This is a genomic window from Myroides profundi (assembly GCF_000833025.1).
In the GTDB taxonomy this organism is placed as follows: domain Bacteria; phylum Bacteroidota; class Bacteroidia; order Flavobacteriales; family Flavobacteriaceae; genus Flavobacterium; species Flavobacterium profundi_A.
Genome location: NZ_CP010817.1, coordinates 847,229 through 874,167 on the forward strand (window position 1 = coordinate 847,229; position 26,939 = coordinate 874,167).

The following is a 26,939-nucleotide window of genomic DNA, read 5'->3' on the forward strand; positions in this document are numbered from 1 at the left end:
GAAGTAAGGATAAATAAAAAACGGGCTACCCTAAGATAGCCCGTTTCTATATATTGAATAATCTAATTCTTATAAGTGGATTACTTCACCGTAAGCATCAGCTACAGCTTCCATCACAGCCTCACTCATAGTAGGGTGTGGGTGAACAGCTTTAAGGATTTCGTATCCAGTAGTTTCTAATTTACGAGCAACTACAGCCTCAGCGATCATATCTGTAACACCAGCTCCGATCATGTGGCATCCTAACCACTCACCGTATTTAGCATCGAAGATAACTTTAACGAATCCATCAGGAGTACCAGCAGCTTTTGCTTTTCCAGATGCAGAGAATGGGAATTTACCTACTTTAAGTTCATAACCAGCTTCTTTCGCTTTAGCCTCAGTCATACCTACAGAAGCGATCTCTGGAGTAGCATAAGTACATCCTGGGATATTTCCGTAATCTAATGGTTCTACATGGTGTCCAGCGATTTTCTCAACACATAAGATACCTTCAGCAGAAGCCACGTGAGCTAACGCTTGTCCAGGTACTACGTCACCGATAGCATAGTATCCAGGTACGTTAGTTTGGTAGAAGTCGTTTACTAAGATTTTATCTCTATCTGTAGCGATACCTACTTCTTCTAATCCGATGTTCTCGATATTCGTTTTGATACCTACAGCAGATAATAAGATATCAGCTTCTAATACCTCTTCACCTTTAGCTGTTTTTACATATGCTTTTACTCCTTCACCTGTAGTGTCGATACGCTCTACAGAAGAGTTAGTCATAATGTTGATACCGTTTTTCTTTAAAGAACGCTCAAATTGTTTAGAGATATCTTCATCCTCTACAGGAACGATATTTGGCATAAACTCAACAATAGTTACATCAGTACCCATTGATTTATAGAAGTAAGCGAACTCAACTCCAATAGCTCCAGAACCAACAACAATCATTTTCTTAGGTTGTTGAGGTAATGTTAATGCTTGTCTGTATCCGATTACTTTTTTACCATCTTGAGGTAAGTTAGGTAACTCTCTAGAACGAGCACCTGTAGCGATGATAATATGGTCAGCAGATAGTTCAGTTACTTTTCCATCTTTGTCAGTAACGTCTACTTTCTTACCTGGTTTTACTTTTCCGAATCCGTCGATAACTTCGATCTTATTCTTTTTCATTAAGAATTGAACTCCTTTGCTCATTCCTTCAGCTACGTTACGAGAACGTGCGATAACAGCATTGAAATCTTTATCTACATCACCATTGATAGTCAATCCGTAGTCAGAAGCGTGTTTAAGGTACTCAAACACCTGTGCCGATTTAAGAAGAGCTTTCGTTGGGATACATCCCCAGTTTAAGCAGATACCTCCTAAATTTTCTTTTTCAACAACTGCAACTTTAAAACCTAACTGAGAAGCTCTAATCGCAGTAACGTAACCTCCAGGGCCACTTCCTAAAACAATAATATCGAATTTCATATATCTATATATTTCTATATTTTATGCTACGAAAATAATCATTTATTTCTGTTATTGAAACTTTCAATACGAAAAGTTGATAGGCTGTAACTAAGGTAATTGCAAGGAGTGTGGCTTATTTGGCTATTAGGACGTGACAATTATTATCAAAAAGGCAATATTGTTGATAATCTTTTAAAAAACTAGGAGAGAATAGCGTACTAAAAAATATTCAAATTTTAGAACAAAAGTATTTCTACTCTTCAGAAGTTTTCGCCTAATTCATTTTGAGTAGAGAAACCATCTCTATAATGAACAATAAAAAAGCGATAGATGTGAATCTATCGCTTCTGTATATTGAACTATATTTGTTTGTTAAACTGTGACTCGTGTAGGTTTTTATAGTATCCGTTTTGGATTTCTAATAGGTCTTTATGAGTTCCTTTCTCTACTATTTTACCTTTATCCATTACGATGATTTGATCAGCGTTTACTATCGTTGCTAATCGGTGTGCTATAATGATAGACGTTCTATCTTTAGTCAGATAGTCAGTCGCTTTCTGTAGTAATTCTTCTGAATGTGTATCGATAGAAGAGGTAGCCTCATCTAGTATTAGAATACTAGGATTACTAACATATGCACGTAAGAAAGCGATCAACTGACGCTGTCCAGATGATAGCATGACACCGCGTTCTTTCACATTATAATCATATCCACCAGGGAGTTGTAAGATGAAGTCGTGTATTCCTATTTTCTTAGCAGCTTCGATGACAGTCTCTCTTGTGATGCTCTCATCGTGTAGTGTGATATTGTTGTATATCGTGTCACTAAATAAGAATACATCCTGAAGTACTACTGCTACTTGTTTGCGCAGTGTAGCTAGTTTATATTCATTGATATTGACACCATCGATACAGATCGTACCACTGTCTATATCGTAGAATCTATTTAATAGATTGATGATAGTAGACTTACCAGCTCCAGAACTTCCTACGATAGCAATGGTGCTACCAGCAGCTATATCTAGGTTAATCCCTTTCAGTACTTCTGTTCCTTCGATATAACTAAAGCGAACATCTTTTAGCTCTATTTTACCGTCAAATTGTGGAGCAGTGACTGTACCGCTATCGTCTATCTGTTCTTCTGTTTCTAATACTTCGAATACACGCTCTGCTGCGATAATCCCCATTTGCATGACATTGAACTTATCAGCTATCTGTCTCAATGGGTTAAATAGCATGGTGATCAACATCGTATAAGCGAATAAATCTCCGAAAGAAGTAAGGTTGTCTCCTTGTACGATAGACATCCCTCCATACCAAATCACAAAACCAAGTGTAAGAGAAGATACTATATCCGCTATCGGAAAGAAGATAGAGTTATACAGAATGTTCTTTAGCCAAGCCACATTGTGCTTATGGTTAATCTCTTTGAATTTTTCGTATTCTATTTCTTCTCTCGTAAAGAGTTGTACGATCTTCATTCCTGTTAATCGCTCTTGTACGAATGTATTTAGATTAGATATCTGTGTACGTACTTCTTGGAATGCAGTTTTCATGTGTCGTTGGAACTCTCGAGTAGCATATAATAGAATAGGCATAGCTATCAATACGATACAGCTCAACTTCCAGTTCATGTAGAACATGATACACAGTACCACGAACATCTTTAGTAAGTCACTGACGATCATAAAGAGTCCTTGACTGAAGATACTAGCGATAGATTCTATATCAGATACTGCACGTGTCACTAATTTTCCTACGGGTTCATTATCGAAATAGCGCATTCTGAAGTTGATGATTTTATCAAATAGTTTCTCTCGAATGTCTTTTACGATATCCTGTCCTAACCAGTTCGCCCAATAGGTAAAGAAGAATTGTGAAGATACTTCTAGTACGAGTACTAATCCCATCAGTAGGATATAGAGTAGTAGTCCAGATTGATCTTGTTTCTGTACGTATTCATCTACAGTTATCTTTAGCATATACGGACGTATGGCAGCGAATATAGAAAGGGAAATCGCAAATACAACTACCCAATTAAATCGTTTTTGATACGGCTTAGTATATTGTAATAATTTCTGTAGAGATAATGATTTTAGTTTTTTCATAAATAAGGGTAACTAACTTGAGTTAAATAAAGACCTTTTCCAGGTACAGAAAAGCCAGCTTTGCCTCTGTCTTTACTTTCTATTATCGTTCTGAAGTCATCTAGTGTTATTTTTTCATGCCCTACATTGACTAAGGTACCCACTATCGCTCTGACCATATTGCGCAGGAAGCGATTAGCAGAGATGGTGAATACTAGTCTGTTATCAGGTAGAATGTCCCAATGTGCTTTATAAATAGTACAATTGAAGGTGAATACATCTGTATGTGTCTTAGAGAAACATTCGAAGTCTTCATACTCAAATAAGATTTGAGCAGCTTGATTCATTAATTCTACATTCAGCGGTCTAAAGTGGTAGTAGCTACCCGCGTTACAGAACGCATCTTTATACTGATGAATGTGATACTCGTAGGTACGTGCTGTCGCATCGAAGCGTGCGTGGGCATCATCTGCTACCGTATGTATATTATAAATAACAATGTCTTCAGGTAAAAAAGAATTCATTCGCTGTACTAAAGAATCTTTGTCAAAAGGTAACTCGTGATCAAAGTGTGCATACATCTGTTTAGCATGTACTCCAGCATCTGTCCTACCTGCTCCCACTAGTTCTATAGGGGTGCGTAGTAGAGTAGAAATTGCTTTAGTCAGTACTTCCTGTACTGATATAGCATCAGGTTGTAATTGCCATCCGTGATAATGTGTTCCGTTATATGCGAATTCTAAAAAGTATCTCAATGTAATTCTCTTTGTTTTGTAAAACGCAAATATACTTTAAAATCGGGACTAGGTAGTTGATGTTATTATAAAATTAGGAATATGGAGTGAATGAAAAATCGTTATAGAATCGTAATAAAATTAGACGATACCCAGCCTTTGATGTTTTGTAGCTCATTATGGATAGCATGAGAGGCAAAGTTAGTAGATAGTTGTTTAGATTCTACTTCTACATAATACCACTTGCGTTCTTCACTATATCGCTCTCCTATAATCTTTATTTTTGAATTTTTCTTTAGTTTTCCTAGTAGATTGTCTGAGAAGTAATTGTAGAAGTCATCACTATCTGGGTACTTGTTTTCTACAGAGGGATAAAGGCGTAGGTTGTATTCTTCGTTCTGAACAACTCCCCATAAAGTAGAATGAATTAATTCGTTTTTTTGAATATCTGATTCAGGAATATCAAGGTTTACTATTGCGTAATTTTCTTTGATTTCAACACCTTTTTCATTTAATTCTAGAACTACATTTCCTTTTAAAGGACTTTCTCCACAACAGCTCGTTTCTGTATAAGTTATTGTACGATAACGAGGAGATAAGTAAAAATAGTTAAAGAAACTAGTTGTAACTAATGAATAATTTTCTTCGTTTTTGTCATAGTAAAATAAAAAGAAACAGTCTTGCTCTCCATAAGCCAGTATATAAAGGAGGTCTTTTTTGGATTTAGTGAATCGTGTATAGGTTTTAGTATAGCCAGCCATATAAGTATCACCAACAAGTTCATCAAAATAACGATCAATATCTTTTTCTGTTTTAAATGTATATTCTTCTATTTTATTCTCGTAATACTCATCATAAAAAGTGTTTGTTTGAGCACTAGAATGAATGAAAGAGAAAAGAGAGAGAAGTGTAAACCAAATAATTTGTCTTGTTTTCATGCTTTTTGAATTAAAGATAAGGAAAAATAAGAAATTGATTGATAGGTGATTATTGTGTTTTTAGTGGATTAATGGAGGTGTGGTTTTTTAATGTTGTTTATAAGTATATCTGTACTGCTAGAGTAGTGATCATAGTTTTATCGCATAGTGGTCGCATAGTGGTCGCATAGTTTTAGCCCCTTTTTATGCGACCACTATGCGACCACTATGCGATCACTATGCGACCACCTCAAAAAAAATCTCTTTTTCGATCAGTTCTAATTATGTGCTTAATATGTGTGACTATAGTATGAACGGTGGATTAGGGAGATGGCTCTGATAAATTTGCGTTGGTTATATTAGAAAAACTAGTTCTAAAGAGAGGTCAATTAAATCGACCTGAAGTAAACAACGTTAAAAGCAAGAGATAGTTTAGAAATATGTTTATTTTTACGACTTGACTTGTTGTGACAAGTAACTAACCCAATTAACCTAACTATATTAATAATGAAAAAACTACTAGTATTACTGGGCTTGTGTATAGGCTCTTATGTACAGGCACAGGATTTTAATCAATATTTTGAAGACAAAACATTGCGTCTAGATTATGTATTCGGAGGAAATAATGAGAGACAATTTATCTTATTAGATGAATTAATTTCTTTGCCTTCATGGGCTGGACGTACGCATAACTTAGGAGAGAATGCCTTAAAAGGAAATGGACAAGTGCGCGTATATGATGAGCAAACAAATACATTAATCTATACTAATAGCTTCAGTACACTATTCCAAGAGTGGTTATCTACAGAGGAAGCGCAGAAGAATACCAAGAGCTTTGAGAATGTATTCTTAGTACCGTTTCCGAAAGATAATGTGCGTATAGAATTAATCCTATTTGATGCTGATGGAAAAGAAAAAGATAAATTAGTACATCATGTAGATCCTAAAGATATATTAATCCATACTAAGGGTGCTAAGGATGTGACTAAACATGAATATGTACATAAAGCGAAAGACAATGCTAAGGCTATCAATGTAGTATTCGTAGCAGAAGGATTTAAGGAAGAAGAAATGGGAAAATTTATGGATGCTGTAAAGGTGTCTATAGAACAATTATTAGCGCATAAACCTTTCGATAAATTTGCTGATAATTTTAATTTTATTGCTGTACAGAGTGCTTCTAAAGACTCAGGGGTAAGTGTCCCAAGACAAGGAGATTGGAAAAAGACAGCTGTAGAGTCTAATTTTGATACTTTTTATTCGGAGCGTTATTTGACTACGAACAGAATTAAGAAATTACACGATGTACTAGCAGGTATTCCTTATGAGCACATTATCATTCTTGCGAATACAGATGTGTATGGAGGAGGAGGAATCTATAATTCCTATACATTGACGACTACAGGACATAAGGATTTTAAGCCTGTGGTAGTACATGAGTTTGGGCATAGTTTCGCAGGATTAGCAGATGAGTATTTTTATCCTAATGATGTGTTGAGTGATTTAATTTCTAATCAGACAGAACCTTGGGAGCAGAATATAACTACGTTAGTAGACTTCGATAGCAAGTGGAAAAAAATGCTTAAAAAGGGAACTCCAGTACCTACATTAGAAAAAGACAGTAAGAAATACCCATTAGGAGTATATGAAGGATTAGAAGGACGCAAGGTGTATAAGGGTACGTTAGACTGTAGAATGAAAACGAATCAGTATCCAGAGTTCTGCCCTGTTTGTCAGAATGCAATAGAAGAATTAATTTTGTTTTATACAGAGTAATCATAGTATAGCCTCTCTTAGTGAGAGGCTATCTTATTATAAATAGATAGAGGTGAAAAAAATATTATTATTATCAGATACGCACGGCACTATAGATGAGTCTATCCTGAAGTATGTCAGACAGGCAGATGAGGTATGGCATGCAGGAGATATAGGAGACTTAGTAGTGACCGATACCATAAAGGCGCTAAAACCGCTTAGATGCGTATGGGGAAATATAGATGGTAAAGAGGCTCGATTAGAATTTTCTGAAGAGTTATTCTTTGAGTGTGAAGGGATGAAGGTCTATATGATCCATATAGGTGGATATCCAGGGAAATATAGAGCTAATGTAAGAGAGCGAATCAAGCAAGAGAAGCCTGCTATCTATATCTGTGGGCACTCGCATATACTGAAGGTGCAGTATGATCAGATGATGGGGGTACTACATCTAAATCCTGGTGCAGCTGGTATAAGTGGTTTTCATCAGGTGCGTACGATGTTGCGCTTTGCGATAGATAACGGAGCGATAAAGGATATGGAAATTATCGAATGGCCTAAAAACAAAAAAGCCGAACTCATATAGGTTCGGCTTTTTTAACGCACTAATAAACTAAGATGTTAGGTTTATCGTAAACGATCCACAGATTTTACGAGATCTTCATCCTTCTTAATGGCTCTGTTCGCTAAGACAAGGAACAGGATAGAAATAATAGGGAGGAACATCCCAATACCTTTCTCAGAAATAGCTTCCGCAGTTTCTCCAGATACTGTTAGCGCACGATATACAAATAATCCTAATAGTATAAAGTTTGATATTATATTCAATCTATTAATTACAAACTGTCTCTTTCTATTTTTATACCCCATAATAGCTACTACTGTAAGAGCAGTAGATAATCCGAATAGGATAGTAGATGAAGGCATCATCATGAAATAGATAGGTTCATTCGCACCATTTGTCCATAATGGGATGAAAAAAGGTAGCACTCCCATAATGATAAAGACAAGAATCAAATAAACAGTCTGTATTCTCTGTAACATAATTGTAAAAATGTATGAAGTACAAAAATAGTGTTTCTTTTTTATAAAAACCTATTGTTTATAAAATTTTATTCGTAATATTGCAACAGTACTGTCGTAAGTTCTTCATAATACGGCAATTCTATTTTAAATTTCCATTCTTATTTAAAATTACACAACTCAATATTTTTATAATCTATAAACATTTATATGTTTGAAATTTCCGAACTAAAAAAAATGAAGGTCGCAGATCTTCAGGAGATTGCTAAAAAAGCAAAAATTGCTAAGGTGGCTTCTTTGAAAAAAGACGAACTTATAGGGCAGATATTAGAACATCAACAAGCGACAAATGCAGAGGAGAAAAAAGCACCTGTAAAAGCTAAACCTGTGGATAAAGCTCCTTTAGAGGAAAAGAAGGCTCCTGCAGTAGCTAAAAAAGTAGCTGTGGATAATGCTAATAATGATGTAAAAACAGATAAAACAGTTAAACAAAATACAACTCCTACTACTGAGAAATCAAGAAGACCTAGACTAGGTAAGCCTAATGAGGATGAGGGTAAGGTAGAGAGTAAAGTGGAGCAGGCTTCTCGTGTATTAGCAGATAATACACAACGCAAAACAACTCACCAGAGAAATGAAGAAGCTCCTGCGAAACAAGAACAAAAGAAAGAAAACGTAAGTGAATCAACTGCTGAAGAAAAAGTAGGTTCTACAAACGAGAATAGAAGGGATTTCAAAAAGAGACAACCTGATAATAATAGACGTGATGGGCAAAAACGTGATTTCAAATCTCGTCAGCAACAGTCACAGCCTAAGAATAATGCTTCTACTGAAGTAACTAATGCAGCAGTAACAGATAGAGAGCCTGTAGCGAAAGAGGAAATATCTACTGTAGATAATACTGCTCCTCAACAGTCTGAAAACGACAATCAAAAAAGAAATAACAATCAACAGAATAGAAATAATAACAACAAAAAGAATAATTTCAGAGAACCTGATTATGAATTTGATGGTATTATAGAGAGTGAAGGGGTATTAGAAATGATGCCTGATGGATATGGATTCTTGCGTTCTGCGGATTACAACTATTTATCTTCTCCAGACGATATTTATTTATCTCAGTCACAGATTAGATTATTCGGTCTTAAGACTGGTGATACTGTAAAAGGAGTGGTGCGCCCTCCGAAAGAAGGAGAGAAGTTCTTCCCATTAGTAAAGGTGTTGAAAATTAATGGTCACGATCCTCAGTCTGTTAGAGATAGAGTTTCTTTTGAGCATTTGACTCCTTTGTTTCCGAATGAGAAGTTTAATCTAGATGCGAAGAGTAGTACTATTTCTACTCGTCTAATGGATATGTTTGCTCCTATCGGTAAAGGGCAACGTGGTATGATCGTAGCTCAACCAAAGACAGGTAAGACTGTTCTTTTAAAAGAGGTAGCGAATGCTATCGCTGCTAATCACCCTGAGGCATACTTAATCGTGTTACTTATAGATGAGCGTCCTGAAGAGGTGACAGATATGCAGCGTAGTGTGAATGCTGAGGTAATTGCTTCTACATTCGACGAACCAGCAGAGAGACATGTGAAGGTAGCTAATATCGTATTAGAGAAAGCAAAGAGATTAGTAGAGTGTGGTCATGATGTAGTAATCTTATTAGACTCTATCACGCGTTTAGCAAGAGCTTATAATACCGTACAGCCAGCATCTGGAAAGGTGTTAAGTGGTGGGGTAGATGCTAATGCATTACAAAAACCAAAACGTTTCTTCGGAGCAGCTCGTAATATAGAAAATGGAGGATCTCTTAGTATCATTGCTACAGCTTTAGTGGATACGGGATCTAAAATGGACGAGGTGATTTTCGAAGAATTTAAAGGTACTGGTAATATGGAGTTACAGTTAGATCGTAAGTTGGCAAATAAACGTATTTTCCCTGCGATAGACATTACTTCATCAAGTACACGTAGAGATGATTTATTATTAAACGAATGGGAGCTTAAGCGTGCTCTTATGGTTAGAAGATATATAGATGATATGAACTCTGTAGAGGCGATGACATCTATCATTGACAATGTGAAAAATACGACGAATAATGACGAGGTATTAAAAACATTAAGCAAGTAAAAATAACCTGTATGTATATTGGAAAAGAGGACATTTATAATTTATAAATGTTCTCTTTTTTTTATAAATAGTTTCTTAATTGTTATATAAATGCGTAATTTTCAATACTAAATGTTTTGAGAATAAAACAAAAGTTGTTTCTTTGACTCAGTTTTAATGACAGAAGAAATGACGATATAAAGAGAAGGCTGTAGTAGAATGCTATATCGGTTTTTATCTAGTTGTTTTTTGTCAGAGTATAGGGTGTAAAAGAAGAAGATTATGTATGAACTAACAATATTTATAGTAGTAGCTATACTAGCCTATTTTATCGTTAGAAGGTTTTTCTCTATTAAGCGTTTTAATACCAAGGAAGAATATCTTCAGTATAAACGGGAACAAGAGGAAATGTTGAGAGAAGAAGAAGAGGAATGGGACGATGATTTAATCGATAAAAAGAGTTTTGACTTCTTATTTATAGGAGTTGTGGCAACTGTGTTGTTTTTGGTCTGTGGTCTTTTTACAGGTAATCCATTCTATTTTGTTTTGATGATTTTCGTTATTACAGCGATATTATTCTTGCACTATTTTCCCTCTAAAGGAGATTTTTAAAGTTTTCTTTGTTGCTAATACTGTCTGTGATGTTCGATATAGACTCACTTTTGACTCGTTTTTCTCTTATAGATTTAAATAAATATTACCTAAGAAATGAAAGAAGCTGGGGTTTTAGTAGAAAAGGTCAAATAAAAGAGATGTTAAAATTACTTTTTTTTAAATCATTAAACGATTAATAGTAAGAAAGTTAAAATATAGGGGTGAAAATTAATTGATATTTTTTGATTGCTGAGTTTGTATTTACGAAATATCGTCCTATATTTGCACTCGCAATTAAGCAATAGGCCACGTGGCGCAACTGAATAGCGCATCTGATTACGGCTCAGAAGGTTGCAGGTTTGAATCCTGCCGTGGTCACTAAAGTCTTGATTTGAATCAAGACTGTGATAGAAATAAATAAAAGAATAATGGCCGCGTGGCGCAACTGAATAGCGCATCTGATTACGGCTCAGAAGGTTGCAGGTTTGAATCCTGCCGCGGTCACTAAAAGCTTCTCATTTGAGAAGCTTTTTTTATTTATATGTATTTTTGTAGAAGAATCTTTACTATAATGCGATGGCTAAGAAAGAAAACTATTTTAGATATTGGTGGAAGTCAAGTAATGAACACGGGGTGCATTCTCCATTTATATTTAATTTATTGACTAAAGGATTATATCCTAAAGATAGCAGATGGAGAGGAATGGCAAAGAAAGATGCTTTTATACTGCGCATGCTAAATTACTATCAGCCTCAGTCTCTCGCTGTACATGGGACACTCTCTGTGGAGGTGGCTTGTGCTAAATCATTAAAAGAATCTTCTGATGCAGTAGATATGATCTATATGTCTAGTGTGAACGATATTGCTATAACTGATGTATGTACTCATATGCATAATGATAGCGTCCTTGTAATCGATAGAAGAGAAGGACGAGAAGAGGTAGAGACTTTCTGGGAGCAGATCGTGTTAGATGAGCGCTTCAGTGCTACGATCGATTTCTATTATTACGGTGTAGCATTTATTAGATCAGAACAATTAAAACAACATTTTATTCTACGTATGTAATTTGTTCTGTTAGATAGTTAGTAAGTAGATGTATTATTTCTAGTAATTTATTTATCTTAGAAGAGTCTTTCGGATTATTAGAAAAGATAATGAACTAAAAGCATAACTAAACTATCTATTATGTCTACTCATATTATTCAAGTAAAAGATATTAAACGCGATTTTAAATTGGGATCTGAAACAGTGTATGTGCTGAAAGGTGTGAATTTAGAAATAGCAAAAGGAGATTATGTTGCTCTAATGGGGCCTTCAGGAAGTGGTAAGTCTACCTTAATGAATATCTTAGGGTGCTTAGATACGCCTACTTCAGGTAGTTATTACTTAGATGGTAAAGATGTTAGTGCTCTAAAAGATGATCAACTAGCAGAGATTCGGAATAAGCATATTGGTTTTGTATTCCAGACTTTTAATTTATTGCCTAGAACGACTGCGTTAGACAATGTGGCGCTACCTATGGTATATGCTGGTAATTCTAAAGCAGATCGCAATGCGCGTGCAAAAGAAGTGCTAGATCAGGTGGGATTAAGTGATCGTATAGATCATCATCCTAATCAACTCTCAGGAGGGCAGAGGCAACGTGTAGCTGTAGCTCGTGCTTTAGTAAATAAACCAGCTATTATATTAGCTGATGAGCCAACAGGAAATTTAGATACTAAGACTTCTGTAGAGATTATGAGTCTATTCGATGAGATACATGCGAATGGGAATACAGTTATACTAGTAACACATGAAGAAGATATAGCTGCGCATGCACATCGTATCATCAGGCTGAGAGATGGAGTGATAGAGAGTGATGAACGTATTAAGTAGATGTTGATATTCGATGTTTAAAAGTAACTAGCTTTAGGGATAGCTTTGTTTTATCTAGTAAGTATAAATCTTTGGTTAGAAATAATAGCTATTTGATTATAGAATAAATATTATACAATTCTTTTTTTGTTGTACTTTGTGAGTTAATTAAACCAAGAACAATATTATGAAAGTATATACAAAAACTGGAGATAAGGGAACAACAGCGTTATTTGGTGGTACACGTGTGCCAAAACATCACATTAGAATAGAAAGTTATGGTACCGTAGATGAATTGAATTCGTATATCGGTTTAATTCGCGATCAAGAGATGAATCCCTTGTATAAAAAAGTATTGATAGAGATTCAGGATAGATTATTCACTGTGGGAGCTATATTAGCAACTGATCCAGAGAAAGCAATTTTAAAAAACGGAAAAGAAAGACTAAATATTCCAAAAATAAGTGTGGCTGATATAGAACTGTTAGAAAATGAAATTGACCGTATGGAAGATTCATTACCACAGATGACTCATTTCGTTTTGCCAGGTGGACATACTACTGTGTCATATTGTCATATCGCTAGGTGTGTTTGTCGTAGAGCAGAGCGTTTGTCAGTGAGTCTGAATGAGTCAGAGCCTGTAGACGAGTCAGTTTTGAAGTATTTAAACCGACTTTCTGACTATCTTTTTGTGTTGGCACGAAAGTTGACTTTTGATTTACAGGCTGAAGAAGTGAAATGGATTCCAAGAAAAGAAGACTAAAAAAGTGTTATTTTTCTTAAAATCTGTAGATTTTAAAAAGCTACGTTCTTGAAAACAGCTGAAATAAATAAAAAAAAGCTTGATAATTTCATAATAAAAATTATTTTTGCATTAAAAATTTAAAACGAATAGAGATGTATTGGACATTAGAATTAGCATCTTACCTAAGTGATGCTCCATGGCCTGCGACGAAAGATGAGCTTATTGATTATGCAATTAGAACAGGTGCTCCTCTAGAGGTAGTAGAAAACCTTCAATCTATAGAAGATGAGGGAGAAATCTATGAATCAATGGAAGAGATATGGCCAGACTATCCGACTGACGAAGATTACCTTTGGAACGAGGATGAGTATTAAGATATAGATAAGAAAAAAGCCTCTAAAAAGGCTTTTTTTTTATTTAATTTTACGATTTGACAGTAATAAAAAAATAAACCACATAAATTTATGAGTATCATAAACAGCATATTAAAGGTGTTTGTTGGAGATAAATCAGAAAGAGATATCAAAGACATCAAACCTTTAATTGAGAAAATAAAAACGTATGAAGGAGCTTTATCTAGCCTTTCAAACGATGAACTAAGAGCGAAAACAATTTACTTCAAAGAAAAGATACAGCAATCTAGAGCAGATCAAGATGCTAAAATCGCTTCTTATAAAGAAGAAATTGAGAAAACGCAAGATATCGATAAGAGAGAGTCTATCTACGCTAGCATTGATAGCTTAGAAAAAGAGGCTTATAACAACTCTGAGAAATTGCTATTGGATATTCTACCAGAAGCATTCGCTGTAGTAAAAGAAACAGCTCGTCGATTCAAAGAAAATGAAACAGTAATCGTTACTGCAACAGAACAAGATAGAATCTTCGCAGAGACTAAACCTTATGTGACTATCGTAGAAGATAAGGCACACTGGGCGAATACATGGTCTGCTGCAGGAAAACAAGTTACTTGGGATATGATCCATTACGATGTACAGTTAATCGGGGGAATCGTATTACACCAAGGTAAAATTGCAGAGATGCATACAGGGGAAGGGAAAACGTTAGTAGCAACTTCACCATTGTACTTAAATGCATTAACAGGAAATGGAGTTCACTTAGTAACAGTGAATGACTACTTAGCAAAACGTGATAGTCAGTGGAAAGCTCCATTGTTTGAGTTCCACGGAATGACTGTTGATTGTATTGATAATCACCAACCAAACTCTCCAGGTAGAAAAGCGGCTTATGCTGCAGATATTACATACGGTACGAATAACGAATTCGGTTTTGACTACCTACGTGATAATATGGCGCATACTCCAGAAGAATTAGTACAGAGAAAACACAACTTCGCAATCGTGGATGAGGTGGATTCTGTATTAATCGATGATGCTAGAACGCCATTGATTATTTCTGGACCTGTACCACAAGGAGATCGTCATGAATTTAATGAATTAAAACCAGAAGTAGCTAACTTAGTAGAGATGCAAAGAAAGCTAGCTAATGGATTCTTAGCAGAAGCTAAAAAATTAATTCGTGAAGGAAATACTAAAGAAGGTGGATTCTTATTGTTTAGAGCATATAGAAGTTTACCTAAGAATAAAGCGTTAATTAAGTTCTTAAGTGAAGAAGGAGTAAAACAATTACTTCAAAAAACTGAGAACTACTATATGCAGGACAACAATAGAGAAATGCATAAAGTAGATGAGGCTTTATACTTCGTAATCGAAGAAAAGAATAACCAAGTACAGTTAACTGACTTAGGTATTCAATTCTTATCAAAAGATACAGATCAAAACTTCTTTGTACTTCCAGATATTGGTGTTGAAATCGCTAAGATTGAAGCGCTAAACTTATCTAAGGATGAAGAGGCTGAAGCAAAAGAGGTGTTGTTCCAAGACTTCGGAGTGAAAAGTGAGCGTATCCACACTTTAAGCCAGTTGTTAAAAGCTTATACTCTATTCGAAAAAGATACTGAGTATGTAGTAATGGATAACAAAATTATGATCGTAGATGAGCAAACGGGACGTATCATGGATGGTCGTCGTTACTCAGATGGATTACACCAAGCTATCGAGGCTAAAGAGAATGTGAAAATTGAAGCAGCTACTCAAACATTTGCTACAATTACATTACAGAACTACTTCCGTATGTATAACAAACTAGGAGGTATGACTGGTACGGCGATTACAGAAGCAGGTGAGTTCTTACAGATTTATAAATTAGACGTTGTAGAGATTCCTACGAATAGAGGTATCGCTCGTCATGACAAAGAAGATAAGATTTATCGTTCAGTACGTGAGAAATTTAAAGCAGTAATCGAGGATGTAGTAGAGTTATCAAATGCTGGACGTCCAGTATTGATTGGTACAACATCAGTTGAGATTTCTGAGTTATTAAGTAGATCATTGAAAATGCGTGGTATTAGACACAATGTGTTGAATGCTAAATTACATAAACAAGAGGCTCAAATCGTAGAAGAAGCTGGACAATCAGGTATCGTAACTATTGCTACAAACATGGCAGGTCGTGGTACGGATATTAAGCTTTCTCAAGAAGTAAAAGACTTAGGAGGTCTTGCTATCATCGGTACTGAGCGCCATGACTCTCGTCGTGTAGACCGTCAGTTAAGAGGTCGTGCAGGTCGTCAAGGGGATCCAGGTAGTTCACAGTTCTATGTGTCACTAGAGGATAACTTAATGCGTCTATTCGGATCTGATCGTGTAGCTAAATTAATGGACAGAATGGGATTAGAGGATGGAGAAGTAATCCAACACTCTATGATGACAAAGTCTATCGAAAGAGCTCAGAAAAAAGTAGAAGAGAATAACTTCGGTATTCGTAAGCGTTTATTAGAATATGATGACGTAATGAATGCACAACGTGAAGTAATCTATAAACGTAGAAAGCATGCCTTATTCGGAGAGCGTCTTAAAGTGGATATCGCGAATATGATGTATGACCTATGTGAGCGTATTGTAGAAACTAACAAATTAGCTAGTGACTATAAAAATTACGAATTTGATATTATCCGTAATTTCGGTACGAACAATGTAGTTAGTGAAGAAGAATTTGCAAAAGGCGATGTAGTTGCTATCGCTAATAAGCAATACGATATCGTTTATAATGCTTATGCTGATAAATGTAAACGTAGTGCAACAGAAGCATTCAAAGTGATCAAAAATGTTTATGAGAACAATGCAGGTCAGTTTGAGCGTATCGTAGTTCCTTTTACAGATGGTGTTAAAACGATAAATATCGTAACTAATTTAGAAGAAGCTTATGCAACAGAAGGAATGTCATTAATTAATGATTTTGAGAAAAACATTACTTTGACTATTCTAGATGAGGCATGGAAGAAGCATTTAAGAAAAATGGATGAATTAAAGCAATCTGTGCAGTTAGCTGTGCATGAGCAAAAAGATCCATTGTTGATCTATAAATTCGAAGCATTTGAGTTATTTAGAAAGACTATTTTCGAGATTGATTCTGAGGTAATGACATTCTTAACAAGAGCAGATTTGCCACAACAAGAACAACCAGCAGAAGAGGTATCTGAAGCTTAAAAATAAATATGTCATTATAAAATGATATATGAAATAAAAAAGACGTGTTTTAAGCACGTCTTTTTTTGTTTCTATAGATTTTGTAGTTAGGAATGTTAAATGGTTTTATACAGTGCTAAATGAGTAAATAAGGAATGCTCTGGTATGTGGAAAGAAAAAAGGATTGACGTATGTCAATCCTTTTTGTAATTTTAAATATCTCGGAATATTACTTTTCAGTAGTCATTTCTAATTGGAAAACTAAATCAGTGTTAGGAGGGATAGGACCAACTCCACGTTCTCCATAAGCTAAATGAGAAGGGATAAAGATAATTGCTTTGTCTCCTATTTTCATTTGCTCTATTCCTTCGATAAAACCTGGTATTAAACCTGTTTTAGTACCATATTTAAAAGGGATAGGGATGTATTGGTTAGCGTTAGCTCTTCTTTGATCAAAAGTACCGAATAGTTTAGATAACTCTTCATTACTTGAGTCAAACATAAGTCCGTTTTCAAAGAACCCTGCGTAATCAATCATAACATCTTGTCCGATATTAGGTTTTTTACCTTCTCCTTCATTAATGATAACATAAGATAGACCAGAGTGTGTTTTAGTAGCTTTTGCTTTTAATTCTGCGAATTTAGTAGCGTATTCTTTTTGAGCACCTTCTACTTTGTCTGCTTGATCTTTTTTAGCTTTGTCAGCGTCTTCAAAGTATTTTTTAAATACTTTAACTGCGTTGAATTTTTTAGCTTCTTTTCCTACTCTAATGATTTTTACAGACTCCATTTTGTCTCCTTGAGTGATAGCATTAACAATGTCAAGACCTTTTACAGTATATCCAAAAACTGAATGCATTCCATCTAAATGTGGAGTAGCTTTATGTGTAATAAAGAATTGACTTCCGTTTGTAAAAGGGCCGCTGTTAGCCATAGATAAAGTACCTGCTTTATCATGTTTTAAACTTGGGTCAAACTCGTCTTTAAATACATATCCTGGGCCACCAGAACCTGTACCTGTAGGATCTCCTCCTTGTATCACAAAATTAGGTTCTACTCTGTGAAATGCGATACCATCAAAATAAGGTTTGTCTTTATATTGTTTGTCTACAAAAGGGTTGTTACCTTCTGCTAATGAAACGAAGTTAGCAACTGTTACTGGTGCTTTTTCATATTCTAGTTCAACAACGATATTACCTTTTGATGTTTTGATATCAGCATATAAACCATCAGGTAAATCTGTCTTAGCTGAAGTACAAGAAGCAGCTAATGCTACAATACTTAGAATTAAACTTGTCATTTTTTTCATATTATTTTAGTTACTTTTTTCTATTGATTTTAGATCTATAGTGAATATTAAAGGTTGGTTTTTTCCTATTTTATTTCTATCTCCTAAATAGCTGTAAGCTAGTATAGAGGGACTAAGTACTTTTATTGTCTCATTGTTCTTCATGAGCTTAATAGAGTGTCTTAGTACTGGAAGTATATCTTCTTTGTCTACGATATAGGATAGAACACCAATGTCATTGGTAGAGTATAGTAAACTATCTTGTAAAGTGCTTATTTCATAAGTATACATGACAGTATTACCTTCTGATGGTCTGATAGAGTCATGTATTTTTCTTTCTTTATAACTGTACCAAAAACCGTTTTTAGAATTAATATATGTATTTTCTTTATCTGTTTCTATGTATTGGCTTATGAGTTCTTCTTCACTTTTAACCATATCCATATTTTTCAAAGCAGAGCTTTGTATAATACTTTCTTTTGACTTCGATATCGGTTTTCTTGCTTCTTTATCTTGATTACAACTAGTAGCAAAAACAGCAAATAATGCTATACTTAGAAACTGAATAGATTTATACATAGAATTCTTTTTTATGCTTTTTAATGATGTCTGTAAATCGTGTTATTGTATCTTCTAGTGATAAAGTTGATTTACCACCTGCGGCATTTACGTGTCCTCCTCCTTCGAAATATTTACGAGCTAGTTGGTTTACGTCCATATTGCCTTGTGATCTTAGTGATATTTTTACAATGCCTTCATCTTTTCTTTCAATAAAGAAAAAGGTTAGATCAATCCCTTTAATTGATAAACCGTAGTTAACAAAACCTTCTGTATCTCCTTTTTGATGTTGGAATTCGTTAAGTTCTTTATCTGTAAGAAATATATATGATGTATTGTATTCAGGTAATATTACCATGTTTTGGAGTGCTTTACCTAATAACTGTAGTCTGTTATAATTACTGTTGTCAAATAAAGCATTGTGTATAGCAGGGTTGTCTATTCCTTTGTCTATCAGTTCTGCTATAACACGGTGAGTGTTAGCATTTGTTTTAGGAAATCTAAAAGAACCTGAGTCAGTTACAATACCTGTATATATACATGTAGCAGCATCTTTATCAACTAAATGAGTTAGTTTTAATGCTTGTATAATAGTGTATAGAAGTTCACACGTAGATCCAAACTCCGGATTAGAAAAGGTTAATGTAGCATAATCACCAGGCATTTGGTGGTGGTCTATCATTACAAATGGAGCAGTCATTTTTTCAAGAACTTTCTCCATTTCATCTCCTGTTCTTAATAGAATATTAAAGTCTAATGTGAAGATGTAGTCACTAGAAGAAAGAATCTGATTAGCTAATTCTCTTTTTTTATCAAAGATGATTATATCTTCACTTGCAGGCATCCAGGCAAGGAAGTGTGGAAAATCATTAGGAGATATAATATACGCTTCATGTCCTAAAGCTTTTAATACATGGTAAAGCCCTAGTGTAGAACCAATGGCGTCACCATCAGGGTTTCTATGAGGGATAATACTTATCTTTTTTGGCGAGCTTAAAATAGATTGTAGCTGCTCTATATATTTTTCATTCATCATGTTGCGAAAATACATTATTTTAAGAATATTAAATAATGATATCTAAGTTTAAATGATAAAAAGTTACGTTAAAGAATGAATGATATTATTGAGCTAATGCTTTTAATTCGTTTTTGTCTTTTAGAATGATCTTTTTGCCTGATAATTCTATTATACCATCCTTTTTAAGTTCAGATAATAAACGAATACAACTTTCTGTGGCTGTACCTACCATATTAGCAAGATCTTCTCTTGATAATTGGATATTTAATGCATTGTTTTCAGGATTAATACCTCCTACTTCTTCAAGTTTTAGAAGTATAATAGCAAGGCGCTCTTTAACTGTTTTGTGAGTATGGTCAGCTAGGCCTTTATCTGCATCTTTTAAGTGGTTACAGATGTCTCTAGTTACAAGTAAAGAGAATTTATTGTTATCTGTGAAGTATTCCATCATTTCTTTCTTAGGGATAAAACAGATTTGCATATCCTCAATCGCTGTTGCGGTAAGATTTGATGTTTCTTCATTAATGATAGAGCGTTGCCCTAGAAGGTCTCCATTCTTAGCAAGCTTAACAATAGTGTCTTTACCATTAGAGTTTAGTTTTGTTAATTTACAAAAACCGTCTTTTATACAAAATACGCCATTAAGGTTATCTCCTTCAGTAAAGATGGTTTCTCCTTTTTTTACGATAAAGTGAGTTTTAGTTTCAGATATTGTTAAAAGCTCTTCTCTAGTTAATGCTTTTAAAGAACTAAACTCTCTAATAATGCACTGTTCACATCTGCCCATGACCAAGTAGTTTTTGTTAAAATAACCCTACAAAGATAGTGTTTTTTTATGATAAATGTCATATATTCTCCATTATTAAACGTAGACCTTTGGTATAGGTAAAATGAGCAAAAATTTATGGATAAAAATAAGTGTTATCACTGTGGTAATGAGGTGACAACCTTTAACCGCATTGACTTCGATGATAAAGAATTTTGTTGTAATGGATGTAAGACAGTTTATGAGATTTTTAGCGAGAATGATTTAAGCTGTTATTACGATATGGAAGCTACTCCAGGCGCTACTCCAGAAGAAGCTAATGGTAAGTATGACTTTTTAGAGAAAACAGAAATTATTAACAAACTTCTTGAGTTCAATGAAGGGTCAACTAATATAGTGTCTTTATATATTCCACATATTCATTGTAGTTCTTGTATCTGGATATTAGAAAACTTACATAGGTTAAATGATGGAGTGATTAGAGTATTAGTTAATTTCCCTGAAAAGAAAGCAACAATTACATTTAATTCAGAAAACGTTTCTTTAAAAGAGTTAGTTCTTCTACTAACTAAGATAGGTTATGAACCTTATATAAGCTTAAAAAATTACGAGGATAAGCCTCAAGCCGTAGACAGAAGTTTAATTTATAAAATAGGAATAGCATTCTTTAGTTTTGGGAATGTTATGATGCTTTCTTTCCCAGAGTATTTTAATATCGATGATATCTGGATGAGGGAGTATAAAGACTTTTTTAGATGGCTTATATTACTAATTTCGTTACCTGTATTTTTTTATTCTGCTTCTCCTTACCACTTGGCTGCTTGGAAAGGGATTAAAACAAAAAATTATACGATAGACATTCCTATGTCTTTAGGAATTATAGTGATGTTTATCCGAAGTACAATTGATATCCTATTTGATTTAGGGCCTGGTTTTTTTGACAGTATGACTATGTTAGTCTTCTTTATGCTGTTAGGGAAACTGTTTCAACAACGTACATATAACTTCTTATCTTTTGAAAGAGATTATAAATCCTATTTTCCTATTGCAATTACTAAGATTGGCGAAGATGGAGTAGAAGAACCTATTCAAGTCTATGAGGTTGTAAAAGGGGATCGTCTTCTGATTCGTAACCAAGAACTAGTGCCTGTAGATTCAATATTGATTTCAGAATCAGCTTTTATTGATTATAGTTTTGTAACGGGTGAAGCTGTTCCTGTAGAAAAGAAATCAGGAGATAAAGTTTTTGCCGGAGGAAAACAAGTAGGGGATGTTATCGAAATAGAAGCTGTGAATACTGTTTCTCAAAGTTATCTAACTCAATTATGGAGCAATGATGTCTTCCAGAAGAAAGTGGATATTAAGTATAAAACTATTACAGATACGATTAGTCATTATTTTACACCTGTATTATTACTTATATCTATAACTGCTTTTATAGGTTGGGCTTTTGTAGATATCAATGCAGCGTTTAATGTGTTTACAGCTATTCTAATCGTAGCTTGTCCTTGTGCGCTAGCGTTGACAGCCCCATTTACTTTAGGTAATGCTATTCGTATCTATGGTAGAAATAAGTTTTATTTAAAAAATGTTACTGTCGTAGAACAAATGGCAAAGGTGAATACTATTGTTTTTGATAAGACAGGAACTATTACTACTAATGCAAGTTCAACTATACAGTATGTCGGAGAGGAGTTATCTAGAGAAGAACAAGGCGATATTAGAAATATTATTAGAGCATCTAATCATCCCTTGAGTAGAAAGCTGTATAACTTTTTGTCTACAAAGGTGGTTGTCAAACCTGAGATATTTGAAGAAATACCAGGAAAAGGACTGTTAGGTACAATAAACAAAAAAAGTTATCTAATAGGATCTCCAAGTTTGTTAGGAATTCAAAGTGAACAAGTGTTAAATGAAACGTCAGTTCATATCCAAATTAATGGAGAGTATAAAGGGAAGTTTGTATTTGCTAATCATTATAGAGAAGGTGTTAGTAAATTGTTTGATAATTTAACAAAACTAGGTTATAAGCTAGCTATTCTTTCTGGAGATAATGATGGTGAAAGAGAAGTATTAGAAAAGTTGCTTCCTAGTTCTACTTCGTTGGTTTTTAATCAGAAGCCAGAAGAAAAATTAGAATATGTCAAAAAGCTACAAGAAAATGGAGGGAATGTAATGATGGTAGGTGATGGACTAAATGATGCTGGGGCATTAGCTCAAAGTAATGTAGGAGTGTCTGTTTCTGAGAATGTTAATGTATTTACTCCAGCAAGTGATGCTATACTAGATGCAAGAATGTTTGAAAGTTTAAAGTCGTTCTTAAATTATTCAAAGAAATCTGTTAAAATTATTAAATTAAGTTATATCTTAGCTTTGAGCTATAATGTGATTGGTATAACAGTTTCTATAATGAATAAAATGTCTCCATTAGTAGCGGCTATATTAATGCCAATAAGCACTGTTTCTATAATCAGCTTTGTAACGATCATGAGTAATTACTTTGCAAAGAGGATTATAAAGAAAGATTAAGATAAAAAGCCAAATATGATAGTTATCATGTTTTAAGGTATCAGATAATGTTAATTTTGACAAGTAAATATTAGGTATGAGTGTTATATATTTCTTAATTAGTATCAGTGTAGTAGTAGCTGGTATATTTCTATACTTATTTATTCGGTCAGTAAAAAGCGGTCAGTTTGATGACGCGTACACACCTTCAGTGCGTATGCTTTTTGATGACGAAGTGAAAATCACTTCAAAAGAGAAGAAAGACAAAAAAACAGATAATAAACAAAAAGAAAATCAAATATAAACAACTATGGAAGTGCAACAATTTTATTATGACAACAAAATTGTAAAGAAATTTCTTTATGCTTCAATATTTTTTGGAGCTGTCGGGATGCTTGTAGGATTAGTTTTAGCAGTGATGTTTATATTTCCTAACTTAACAGATGGAATATCTTGGTTGAGTTTCGGGAGATTGCGTCCATTGCATACTAATGCTGTGATTTTTGCGTTCGTTGGTAACGCAATTTTCGGAGGAATATACTATTCTTTACAAAGGTTATGTAAAGCCAGAATGTACAGTGACTTTTTAAGTAATCTTCACTTTTACGGATGGCAATTAATTTTAATTGGTGCTGTAATTACCTTACCATTAGGTTTTACAACATCAAAAGAGTACGCTGAATTAGAATGGCCTATTGATATTGCGATTGCAGTGATTTGGGTAACATTCGGTGTTAATATGATTATGACGATTATCAAAAGAAGAGAGCGTCATATTTATGTTGCAATATGGTTCTACTTAGCGACTTTTGTTACCGTAGCAGTATTACATATCTTTAACTCTTTAGAGTTACCTGTAAGTGCATTTAAATCTTACTCTGTGTATGCAGGGGTACAAGATGCATTAGTACAGTGGTGGTATGGACATAATGCGGTGGCATTCTTCTTAACGACACCTTTCTTAGGGTTAATGTATTATTATTTACCAAAAGCAGCGAATAGACCAGTTTATTCTTATAGACTATCTATTATTCACTTCTGGTCTTTAATTTTCTTATACATCTGGGCAGGTCCTCACCACTTATTGTATTCAGCATTACCAGAATGGGCTCAAAACTTAGGAGTTGTGTTCTCAGTAATGTTAATTGCACCATCTTGGGGAGGTATGATCAACGGTCTTTTAACTCTTCGTGGAGTTTGGGATAAAGTAAGAGTTGATCCAGTATTAAAATTCTTCGTAGTAGGTATTACTGGATATGGTATGGCTACTTTTGAAGGACCAATGTTATCTCTTAAAAACGTAAACGCTATTGCTCACTATACTGACTGGATCGTAGCTCACGTACACGTTGGAGCATTAGCTTGGAACGGATTCATGACATTTGGTATGGTGTACTGGTTAATTCCTAGAATGGTTAAAACAGAGCTTTATTCTAAAGCAGCGGCTAACTTCCACTTCTGGATTGGTACATTAGGTATTATCTTATATACTATTCCATTATATGTAGCAGGTTTCTCTCAACACTTAATGTGGAAAGACTTTAACCCTGATGGAACTTTAAAATATGGTAACTTCTTAGAAACAGTTACAGCTATTATGCCAATGTATGCAATGCGTGCTATTGGAGGTACATTGTATTTAGCAGGGGTATTAGTATTGATTTACAATATCTATAAAACTGTAAAAGCTGGTCAACCAGTTCAAGATGAATTAGCTGAAGCACCTGCATTACAACGAATTTCTGCTGGTAGATTAAAAGGAGAAGGATGGCATACTCATTTAGAGAGAAGACCTATTCAGTTTACTATTTTAACTACAGTAGCTATCTTAATTGGAGGATTAGTACAGATTGTTCCTACAATATTTGTGAAATCAAATATTCCTACTATTACAAGTGTTAAACCATATACTCCTTTAGAATTAGAAGGTCGTGACCTATATATTAGAGAAGGTTGTGTGGGATGTCACTCACAAATGATTCGTCCTTTCCGTTCAGAAGTTGAAAGATATGGTGAGTACTCAAAATCAGGAGAATATGTTTACGATCACCCATTCTTATGGGGGTCTAAGAGAACAGGTCCAGATTTATTTAGAGTAGGAGGTAAGTATTCTGATAGTTGGCATTATAACCACATGTATGACCCTCAGTCAACATCTCCAAATTCAATCATGCCTGGATATAAATGGTTATTTGCTAATAAAAATGCAGACTACTCAGACATAGAAACTAAAATGAGTGTAATGAGAACTTTAGGAGTTCCATATACAGATGAGGATATTGCTAACGCAAAAGCTTCTATTAAAGCACAATCTGAAGAGATTGCTAAGAATTTAGAAGGAGATCCTGACTATGTTAAGTCATACGAGGATAGTAAAAAACGTGCACAAGCAAAAGGTGAAGAGTTTATACCTATGAGTGATCGTGAGATTGTAGCAGTGATTGCTTATCTACAACGTTTAGGTACCGACATTAAAAAGGTAGAAGAATAATATTTAAAATGAATCAATATGCTAAAATTCATTAAACATAATATGGAAACAATAGGTGGAGTGGAGATATTCCCTATTATATCACTTATTATTTTCTTTACATTCTTTGTTGGACTTTTCGTGTGGGTTGCTACTTATAAGAAAGACACAATAGAAGAATTGAGCAATATGCCATTCATGGATGATGAAGAGCACAATGTTGATAGTAATTCACGAAAATTATGAAAAAGTTTTTTCCAGTATATGTAAGAGTTCCTCTTCTATTTGCTATTTTCTTTTTAGCGATAGAATGGTTAGTAGGGGGGGATAGTGATAAACCGGCTTTTGTAGAACATCCCGTTGTTCTAATATTATTAGGTTTATTCTTGTTCGCATTGATTGCTGTTGAAATTGTAGCATCTGCAACAAACAAGATTTTGGATCGCTTAATGACTCCTGAAGAGAGAGCTCTAAAACAAAAAGAAGCTAGTCGTCCATTAAGAGATGCCCCTTGGGTAAAACGCTTAATGCAGAAATTGACTAACACTAAAACAATTGAGCAAGAAGGCGATATCATGATGGATCATGATTATGATGGAATTAAAGAGTTAGATAATGATTTACCACCATGGTGGGTTGGACTTTTCTATGTAACTGCAATTTTTGCTGTAATCTATATGTTGAGATATCACGTATTTGATGCAGATAATCAAGTTGCTGAGTTTGAAAAAGAAATGATAGCTGCTAAAGAACAAGTTGAGGAGTACAAGAAAAATGCTCCTGACATGTTAACAGCGGATCAAGCAGTATTCTCTGACGATCCAACTGTATTAGCTGCTGGTAAAGCACTTTTTGATACTAACTGTGCTGTATGTCATAAGAATGATGGTGGTGGAGCTATCGGACCTAACTTAACAGATGATCATTGGATCTTAGGTGGTGGAATGAAAAATGTCTTCAACACTATTTCTGAAGGTGGACGTCCTGGAAAAGGAATGGTGCCTTGGAAGTCAAATTTCAAACCATCTGAAATTGAAAAGTTAGCTTCTTATGTTATTTCTCTTAATGGTACAGTTCCTGCAGAGGCTAAAGCTCCAGAAGGAGATATCGTATGGTCTAAAGCAGAATTGACAGGAGGAGATGCTTCAGAAGAAGGTGCAAAAGAAGAAGCTTCAGAAGAGGTTGCTGTAGATGCAGAAACTCCTGAAGTAAAGAATTAAAAATAATATAGTCTATGCTAACTGTATTATTTAGTATAGACTGGTAAAAAGAATAGAGGGCTAAGGTTGACAATTTAGCCCTCTTTTATACCAAATATTTTCTATTGATCAAGAGGTGTTGACTTATTTAGTTTATTGGTATTAATAAAGACATTATCTATAGTATTATTATCATAAATACAGTGCGTATTGAGAGCTTTTTTCGTACCTTTCTAGTATAAAAAAGTTTATGTCTGTCAAGGTTTTATTTAATTATTAAACGAGGACTTGGTAGAGTTAAACTGTTTGAAGGGTAAGGTATTTAGAAGTGATTA

General features: G+C 34.4%; 23 protein-coding genes and 2 tRNA genes. 16 read left to right on the plus strand and 9 right to left on the minus strand.

The window, feature by feature from the left end; all coding sequences use genetic code 11:
- Window positions 1-69 precede the first annotated feature (69 nt).
- The 4 genes from lpdA to MPR_RS03835 form a co-directional block, all read right to left on the minus strand.
- Entirely contained in the window at window positions 70-1,461 is a 1,392-nt protein-coding gene (gene lpdA, locus MPR_RS03820) for a dihydrolipoyl dehydrogenase (RefSeq protein ID WP_006257123.1), read from the minus strand.
- Window positions 1,462-1,802: 341 nt separating this feature from the next.
- A complete protein-coding gene (locus tag MPR_RS03825; RefSeq protein ID WP_041889312.1) occupies window positions 1,803-3,551 on the minus strand; it encodes an ABC transporter ATP-binding protein in 1,749 nt (582 codons plus the stop codon).
- Window positions 3,548-4,285 carry a tRNA pseudouridine(38-40) synthase TruA gene (gene truA, locus MPR_RS03830; RefSeq protein ID WP_006260628.1) on the minus strand — a complete coding sequence of 246 codons (738 nt, stop codon included), beginning with the start codon at window positions 4,283-4,285 and terminating at the stop codon, window positions 3,548-3,550. The genes MPR_RS03825 and truA overlap by 4 nt, the downstream gene beginning before the upstream one ends.
- A 101-nt stretch (window positions 4,286-4,386) precedes the next feature.
- A complete protein-coding gene (locus tag MPR_RS03835) occupies window positions 4,387-5,202 on the minus strand; it encodes a hypothetical protein (RefSeq protein WP_041889315.1) in 816 nt (271 codons plus the stop codon).
- 486 nt (window positions 5,203-5,688) lie between these two features.
- Between MPR_RS03835 and MPR_RS03840 the strand changes: the two genes are divergently transcribed.
- Both MPR_RS03840 and MPR_RS03845 read left to right on the plus strand, forming a co-directional pair.
- Complete coding sequence (locus tag MPR_RS03840) at window positions 5,689-6,957, plus strand: M64 family metallopeptidase (protein WP_041889318.1); 1,269 nt, start codon at window positions 5,689-5,691, stop codon at window positions 6,955-6,957.
- Window positions 6,958-7,009: 52 nt separating this feature from the next.
- Window positions 7,010-7,522, plus strand: coding sequence for a metallophosphoesterase family protein (locus MPR_RS03845; RefSeq protein ID WP_041889321.1), 513 nt, complete (start codon window positions 7,010-7,012; stop codon window positions 7,520-7,522).
- 41 nt (window positions 7,523-7,563) lie between these two features.
- Here the strand turns inward: MPR_RS03845 and MPR_RS03850 are convergent, their stop codons facing one another.
- A complete protein-coding gene (locus tag MPR_RS03850; RefSeq protein WP_006257117.1) occupies window positions 7,564-7,980 on the minus strand; it encodes a DUF4293 domain-containing protein in 417 nt (138 codons plus the stop codon).
- Window positions 7,981-8,169: 189 nt separating this feature from the next.
- Between MPR_RS03850 and rho the strand changes: the two genes are divergently transcribed.
- From rho to secA, 9 genes are all read left to right on the plus strand, one after another.
- Window positions 8,170-10,080 carry a transcription termination factor Rho gene (gene rho, locus MPR_RS03855; protein ID WP_041889324.1) on the plus strand — a complete coding sequence of 637 codons (1,911 nt, stop codon included), beginning with the start codon at window positions 8,170-8,172 and terminating at the stop codon, window positions 10,078-10,080.
- Between the two features lie 261 nt (window positions 10,081-10,341).
- Complete coding sequence (locus MPR_RS03860) at window positions 10,342-10,671, plus strand: hypothetical protein (RefSeq protein WP_006266424.1); 330 nt, start codon at window positions 10,342-10,344, stop codon at window positions 10,669-10,671.
- Between the two features lie 286 nt (window positions 10,672-10,957).
- Window positions 10,958-11,031 (plus strand) — tRNA-Arg (locus MPR_RS03865).
- Window positions 11,032-11,083: 52 nt separating this feature from the next.
- Window positions 11,084-11,157 (plus strand) — tRNA-Arg (locus tag MPR_RS03870).
- A gap of 72 nt (window positions 11,158-11,229) precedes the next feature.
- Window positions 11,230-11,718, plus strand: coding sequence for a hypothetical protein (locus tag MPR_RS03875; RefSeq protein ID WP_041889329.1), 489 nt, complete (start codon window positions 11,230-11,232; stop codon window positions 11,716-11,718).
- Window positions 11,719-11,838: 120 nt separating this feature from the next.
- Window positions 11,839-12,528, plus strand: a complete 690-nt coding sequence (locus tag MPR_RS03880) for an ABC transporter ATP-binding protein (RefSeq protein WP_041889332.1) — start codon at window positions 11,839-11,841, stop codon at window positions 12,526-12,528.
- A 166-nt stretch (window positions 12,529-12,694) separates the two neighbouring features.
- Window positions 12,695-13,270, plus strand: a complete 576-nt coding sequence (locus MPR_RS03885) for a cob(I)yrinic acid a,c-diamide adenosyltransferase (protein WP_006260637.1) — start codon at window positions 12,695-12,697, stop codon at window positions 13,268-13,270.
- Window positions 13,271-13,404: 134 nt separating this feature from the next.
- Complete coding sequence (locus MPR_RS03890; RefSeq protein WP_002986941.1) at window positions 13,405-13,626, plus strand: DUF2795 domain-containing protein; 222 nt, start codon at window positions 13,405-13,407, stop codon at window positions 13,624-13,626.
- A 90-nt stretch (window positions 13,627-13,716) separates the two neighbouring features.
- Complete coding sequence (secA, locus tag MPR_RS03895; protein ID WP_041889342.1) at window positions 13,717-16,818, plus strand: preprotein translocase subunit SecA; 3,102 nt, start codon at window positions 13,717-13,719, stop codon at window positions 16,816-16,818.
- Between the two features lie 208 nt (window positions 16,819-17,026).
- Here secA and MPR_RS03900 read toward each other — a convergent pair whose 3' ends face one another.
- The 4 genes from MPR_RS03900 to MPR_RS03915 all read right to left on the minus strand — a co-directional run bounded on the left by MPR_RS03900 (window position 17,027) and on the right by MPR_RS03915 (window position 20,448).
- On the minus strand, window positions 17,027-18,106 hold the full coding sequence (locus MPR_RS03900; protein ID WP_006262988.1) for a peptidylprolyl isomerase: 1,080 nt from the start codon (window positions 18,104-18,106) through the stop codon (window positions 17,027-17,029).
- Between the two features lie 6 nt (window positions 18,107-18,112).
- On the minus strand, window positions 18,113-18,664 hold the full coding sequence (gldI, locus tag MPR_RS03905) for a gliding motility-associated peptidyl-prolyl isomerase GldI (protein ID WP_041889344.1): 552 nt from the start codon (window positions 18,662-18,664) through the stop codon (window positions 18,113-18,115).
- Window positions 18,657-19,679: a DHH family phosphoesterase gene (locus MPR_RS03910; RefSeq protein WP_041889347.1), complete on the minus strand. Its 1,023-nt coding sequence runs from the start codon at window positions 19,677-19,679 to the stop codon at window positions 18,657-18,659. Before MPR_RS03910 ends, gldI begins: the two co-directional genes overlap by 8 nt.
- A gap of 85 nt (window positions 19,680-19,764) precedes the next feature.
- Window positions 19,765-20,448 (minus strand): Crp/Fnr family transcriptional regulator, encoded by a 684-nt coding sequence (locus MPR_RS03915; protein ID WP_041889350.1) that lies wholly within the window; start codon window positions 20,446-20,448, stop codon window positions 19,765-19,767.
- A gap of 117 nt (window positions 20,449-20,565) precedes the next feature.
- Here MPR_RS03915 and MPR_RS03920 point away from each other — a divergent pair, with 117 nt between their 5' ends.
- From MPR_RS03920 to MPR_RS03940, 5 genes are all read left to right on the plus strand, one after another.
- Window positions 20,566-22,956 (plus strand): heavy metal translocating P-type ATPase, encoded by a 2,391-nt coding sequence (locus MPR_RS03920; protein WP_041889353.1) that lies wholly within the window; start codon window positions 20,566-20,568, stop codon window positions 22,954-22,956.
- 76 nt (window positions 22,957-23,032) lie between these two features.
- The gene (ccoS, locus tag MPR_RS03925) at window positions 23,033-23,239 is read left to right on the plus strand and encodes a cbb3-type cytochrome oxidase assembly protein CcoS (protein WP_041889356.1); all 207 of its coding nucleotides are present in this window, start codon (window positions 23,033-23,035) and stop codon (window positions 23,237-23,239) included.
- A gap of 6 nt (window positions 23,240-23,245) precedes the next feature.
- Window positions 23,246-25,426 carry a cytochrome-c oxidase, cbb3-type subunit I gene (gene ccoN / locus MPR_RS03930; RefSeq protein ID WP_006257103.1) on the plus strand — a complete coding sequence of 727 codons (2,181 nt, stop codon included), beginning with the start codon at window positions 23,246-23,248 and terminating at the stop codon, window positions 25,424-25,426.
- A gap of 18 nt (window positions 25,427-25,444) precedes the next feature.
- Window positions 25,445-25,651, plus strand: a complete 207-nt coding sequence (locus MPR_RS03935) for a CcoQ/FixQ family Cbb3-type cytochrome c oxidase assembly chaperone (protein WP_006257102.1) — start codon at window positions 25,445-25,447, stop codon at window positions 25,649-25,651.
- Complete coding sequence (locus tag MPR_RS03940) at window positions 25,648-26,625, plus strand: cbb3-type cytochrome c oxidase N-terminal domain-containing protein (RefSeq protein WP_041889361.1); 978 nt, start codon at window positions 25,648-25,650, stop codon at window positions 26,623-26,625. The genes MPR_RS03935 and MPR_RS03940 overlap by 4 nt, the downstream gene beginning before the upstream one ends.
- The last annotated feature ends 314 nt before the right edge of the window (window positions 26,626-26,939 follow it).

Bases quoted from the DNA above. Each gene is read 5' to 3' on its own strand.
- MPR_RS03875 (WP_041889329.1), top strand. From the start codon at position 11,230: ATGGCTAAGAAAGAAAACTATTTTAGATATTGGTGGAAGTCAAGTAAT.
- MPR_RS03940 (WP_041889361.1), top strand. From the start codon at position 25,648: ATGAAAAAGTTTTTTCCAGTATATGTAAGAGTTCCTCTTCTATTTGCT.
- lpdA (WP_006257123.1), bottom strand. From the start codon at position 1,461: ATGAAATTCGATATTATTGTTTTAGGAAGTGGCCCTGGAGGTTACGTT.
- ccoN (WP_006257103.1), top strand. From the start codon at position 23,246: ATGGAAGTGCAACAATTTTATTATGACAACAAAATTGTAAAGAAATTT.
- MPR_RS03900 (WP_006262988.1), bottom strand. From the start codon at position 18,106: ATGAAAAAAATGACAAGTTTAATTCTAAGTATTGTAGCATTAGCTGCT.
- MPR_RS03915 (WP_041889350.1), bottom strand. From the start codon at position 20,448: ATGGGCAGATGTGAACAGTGCATTATTAGAGAGTTTAGTTCTTTAAAA.
- MPR_RS03840 (WP_041889318.1), top strand. From the start codon at position 5,689: ATGAAAAAACTACTAGTATTACTGGGCTTGTGTATAGGCTCTTATGTA.
- MPR_RS03850 (WP_006257117.1), bottom strand. From the start codon at position 7,980: ATGTTACAGAGAATACAGACTGTTTATTTGATTCTTGTCTTTATCATT.
- MPR_RS03825 (WP_041889312.1), bottom strand. From the start codon at position 3,551: ATGAAAAAACTAAAATCATTATCTCTACAGAAATTATTACAATATACT.
- MPR_RS03935 (WP_006257102.1), top strand. From the start codon at position 25,445: ATGCTAAAATTCATTAAACATAATATGGAAACAATAGGTGGAGTGGAG.
- gldI (WP_041889344.1), bottom strand. From the start codon at position 18,664: ATGTATAAATCTATTCAGTTTCTAAGTATAGCATTATTTGCTGTTTTT.
- MPR_RS03835 (WP_041889315.1), bottom strand. From the start codon at position 5,202: ATGAAAACAAGACAAATTATTTGGTTTACACTTCTCTCTCTTTTCTCT.
- MPR_RS03880 (WP_041889332.1), top strand. From the start codon at position 11,839: ATGTCTACTCATATTATTCAAGTAAAAGATATTAAACGCGATTTTAAA.
- ccoS (WP_041889356.1), top strand. From the start codon at position 23,033: ATGAGTGTTATATATTTCTTAATTAGTATCAGTGTAGTAGTAGCTGGT.
- MPR_RS03860 (WP_006266424.1), top strand. From the start codon at position 10,342: ATGTATGAACTAACAATATTTATAGTAGTAGCTATACTAGCCTATTTT.
- MPR_RS03910 (WP_041889347.1), bottom strand. From the start codon at position 19,679: ATGATGAATGAAAAATATATAGAGCAGCTACAATCTATTTTAAGCTCG.
- rho (WP_041889324.1), top strand. From the start codon at position 8,170: ATGTTTGAAATTTCCGAACTAAAAAAAATGAAGGTCGCAGATCTTCAG.
- MPR_RS03890 (WP_002986941.1), top strand. From the start codon at position 13,405: ATGTATTGGACATTAGAATTAGCATCTTACCTAAGTGATGCTCCATGG.
- secA (WP_041889342.1), top strand. From the start codon at position 13,717: ATGAGTATCATAAACAGCATATTAAAGGTGTTTGTTGGAGATAAATCA.
- MPR_RS03920 (WP_041889353.1), top strand. From the start codon at position 20,566: ATGGATAAAAATAAGTGTTATCACTGTGGTAATGAGGTGACAACCTTT.
- MPR_RS03885 (WP_006260637.1), top strand. From the start codon at position 12,695: ATGAAAGTATATACAAAAACTGGAGATAAGGGAACAACAGCGTTATTT.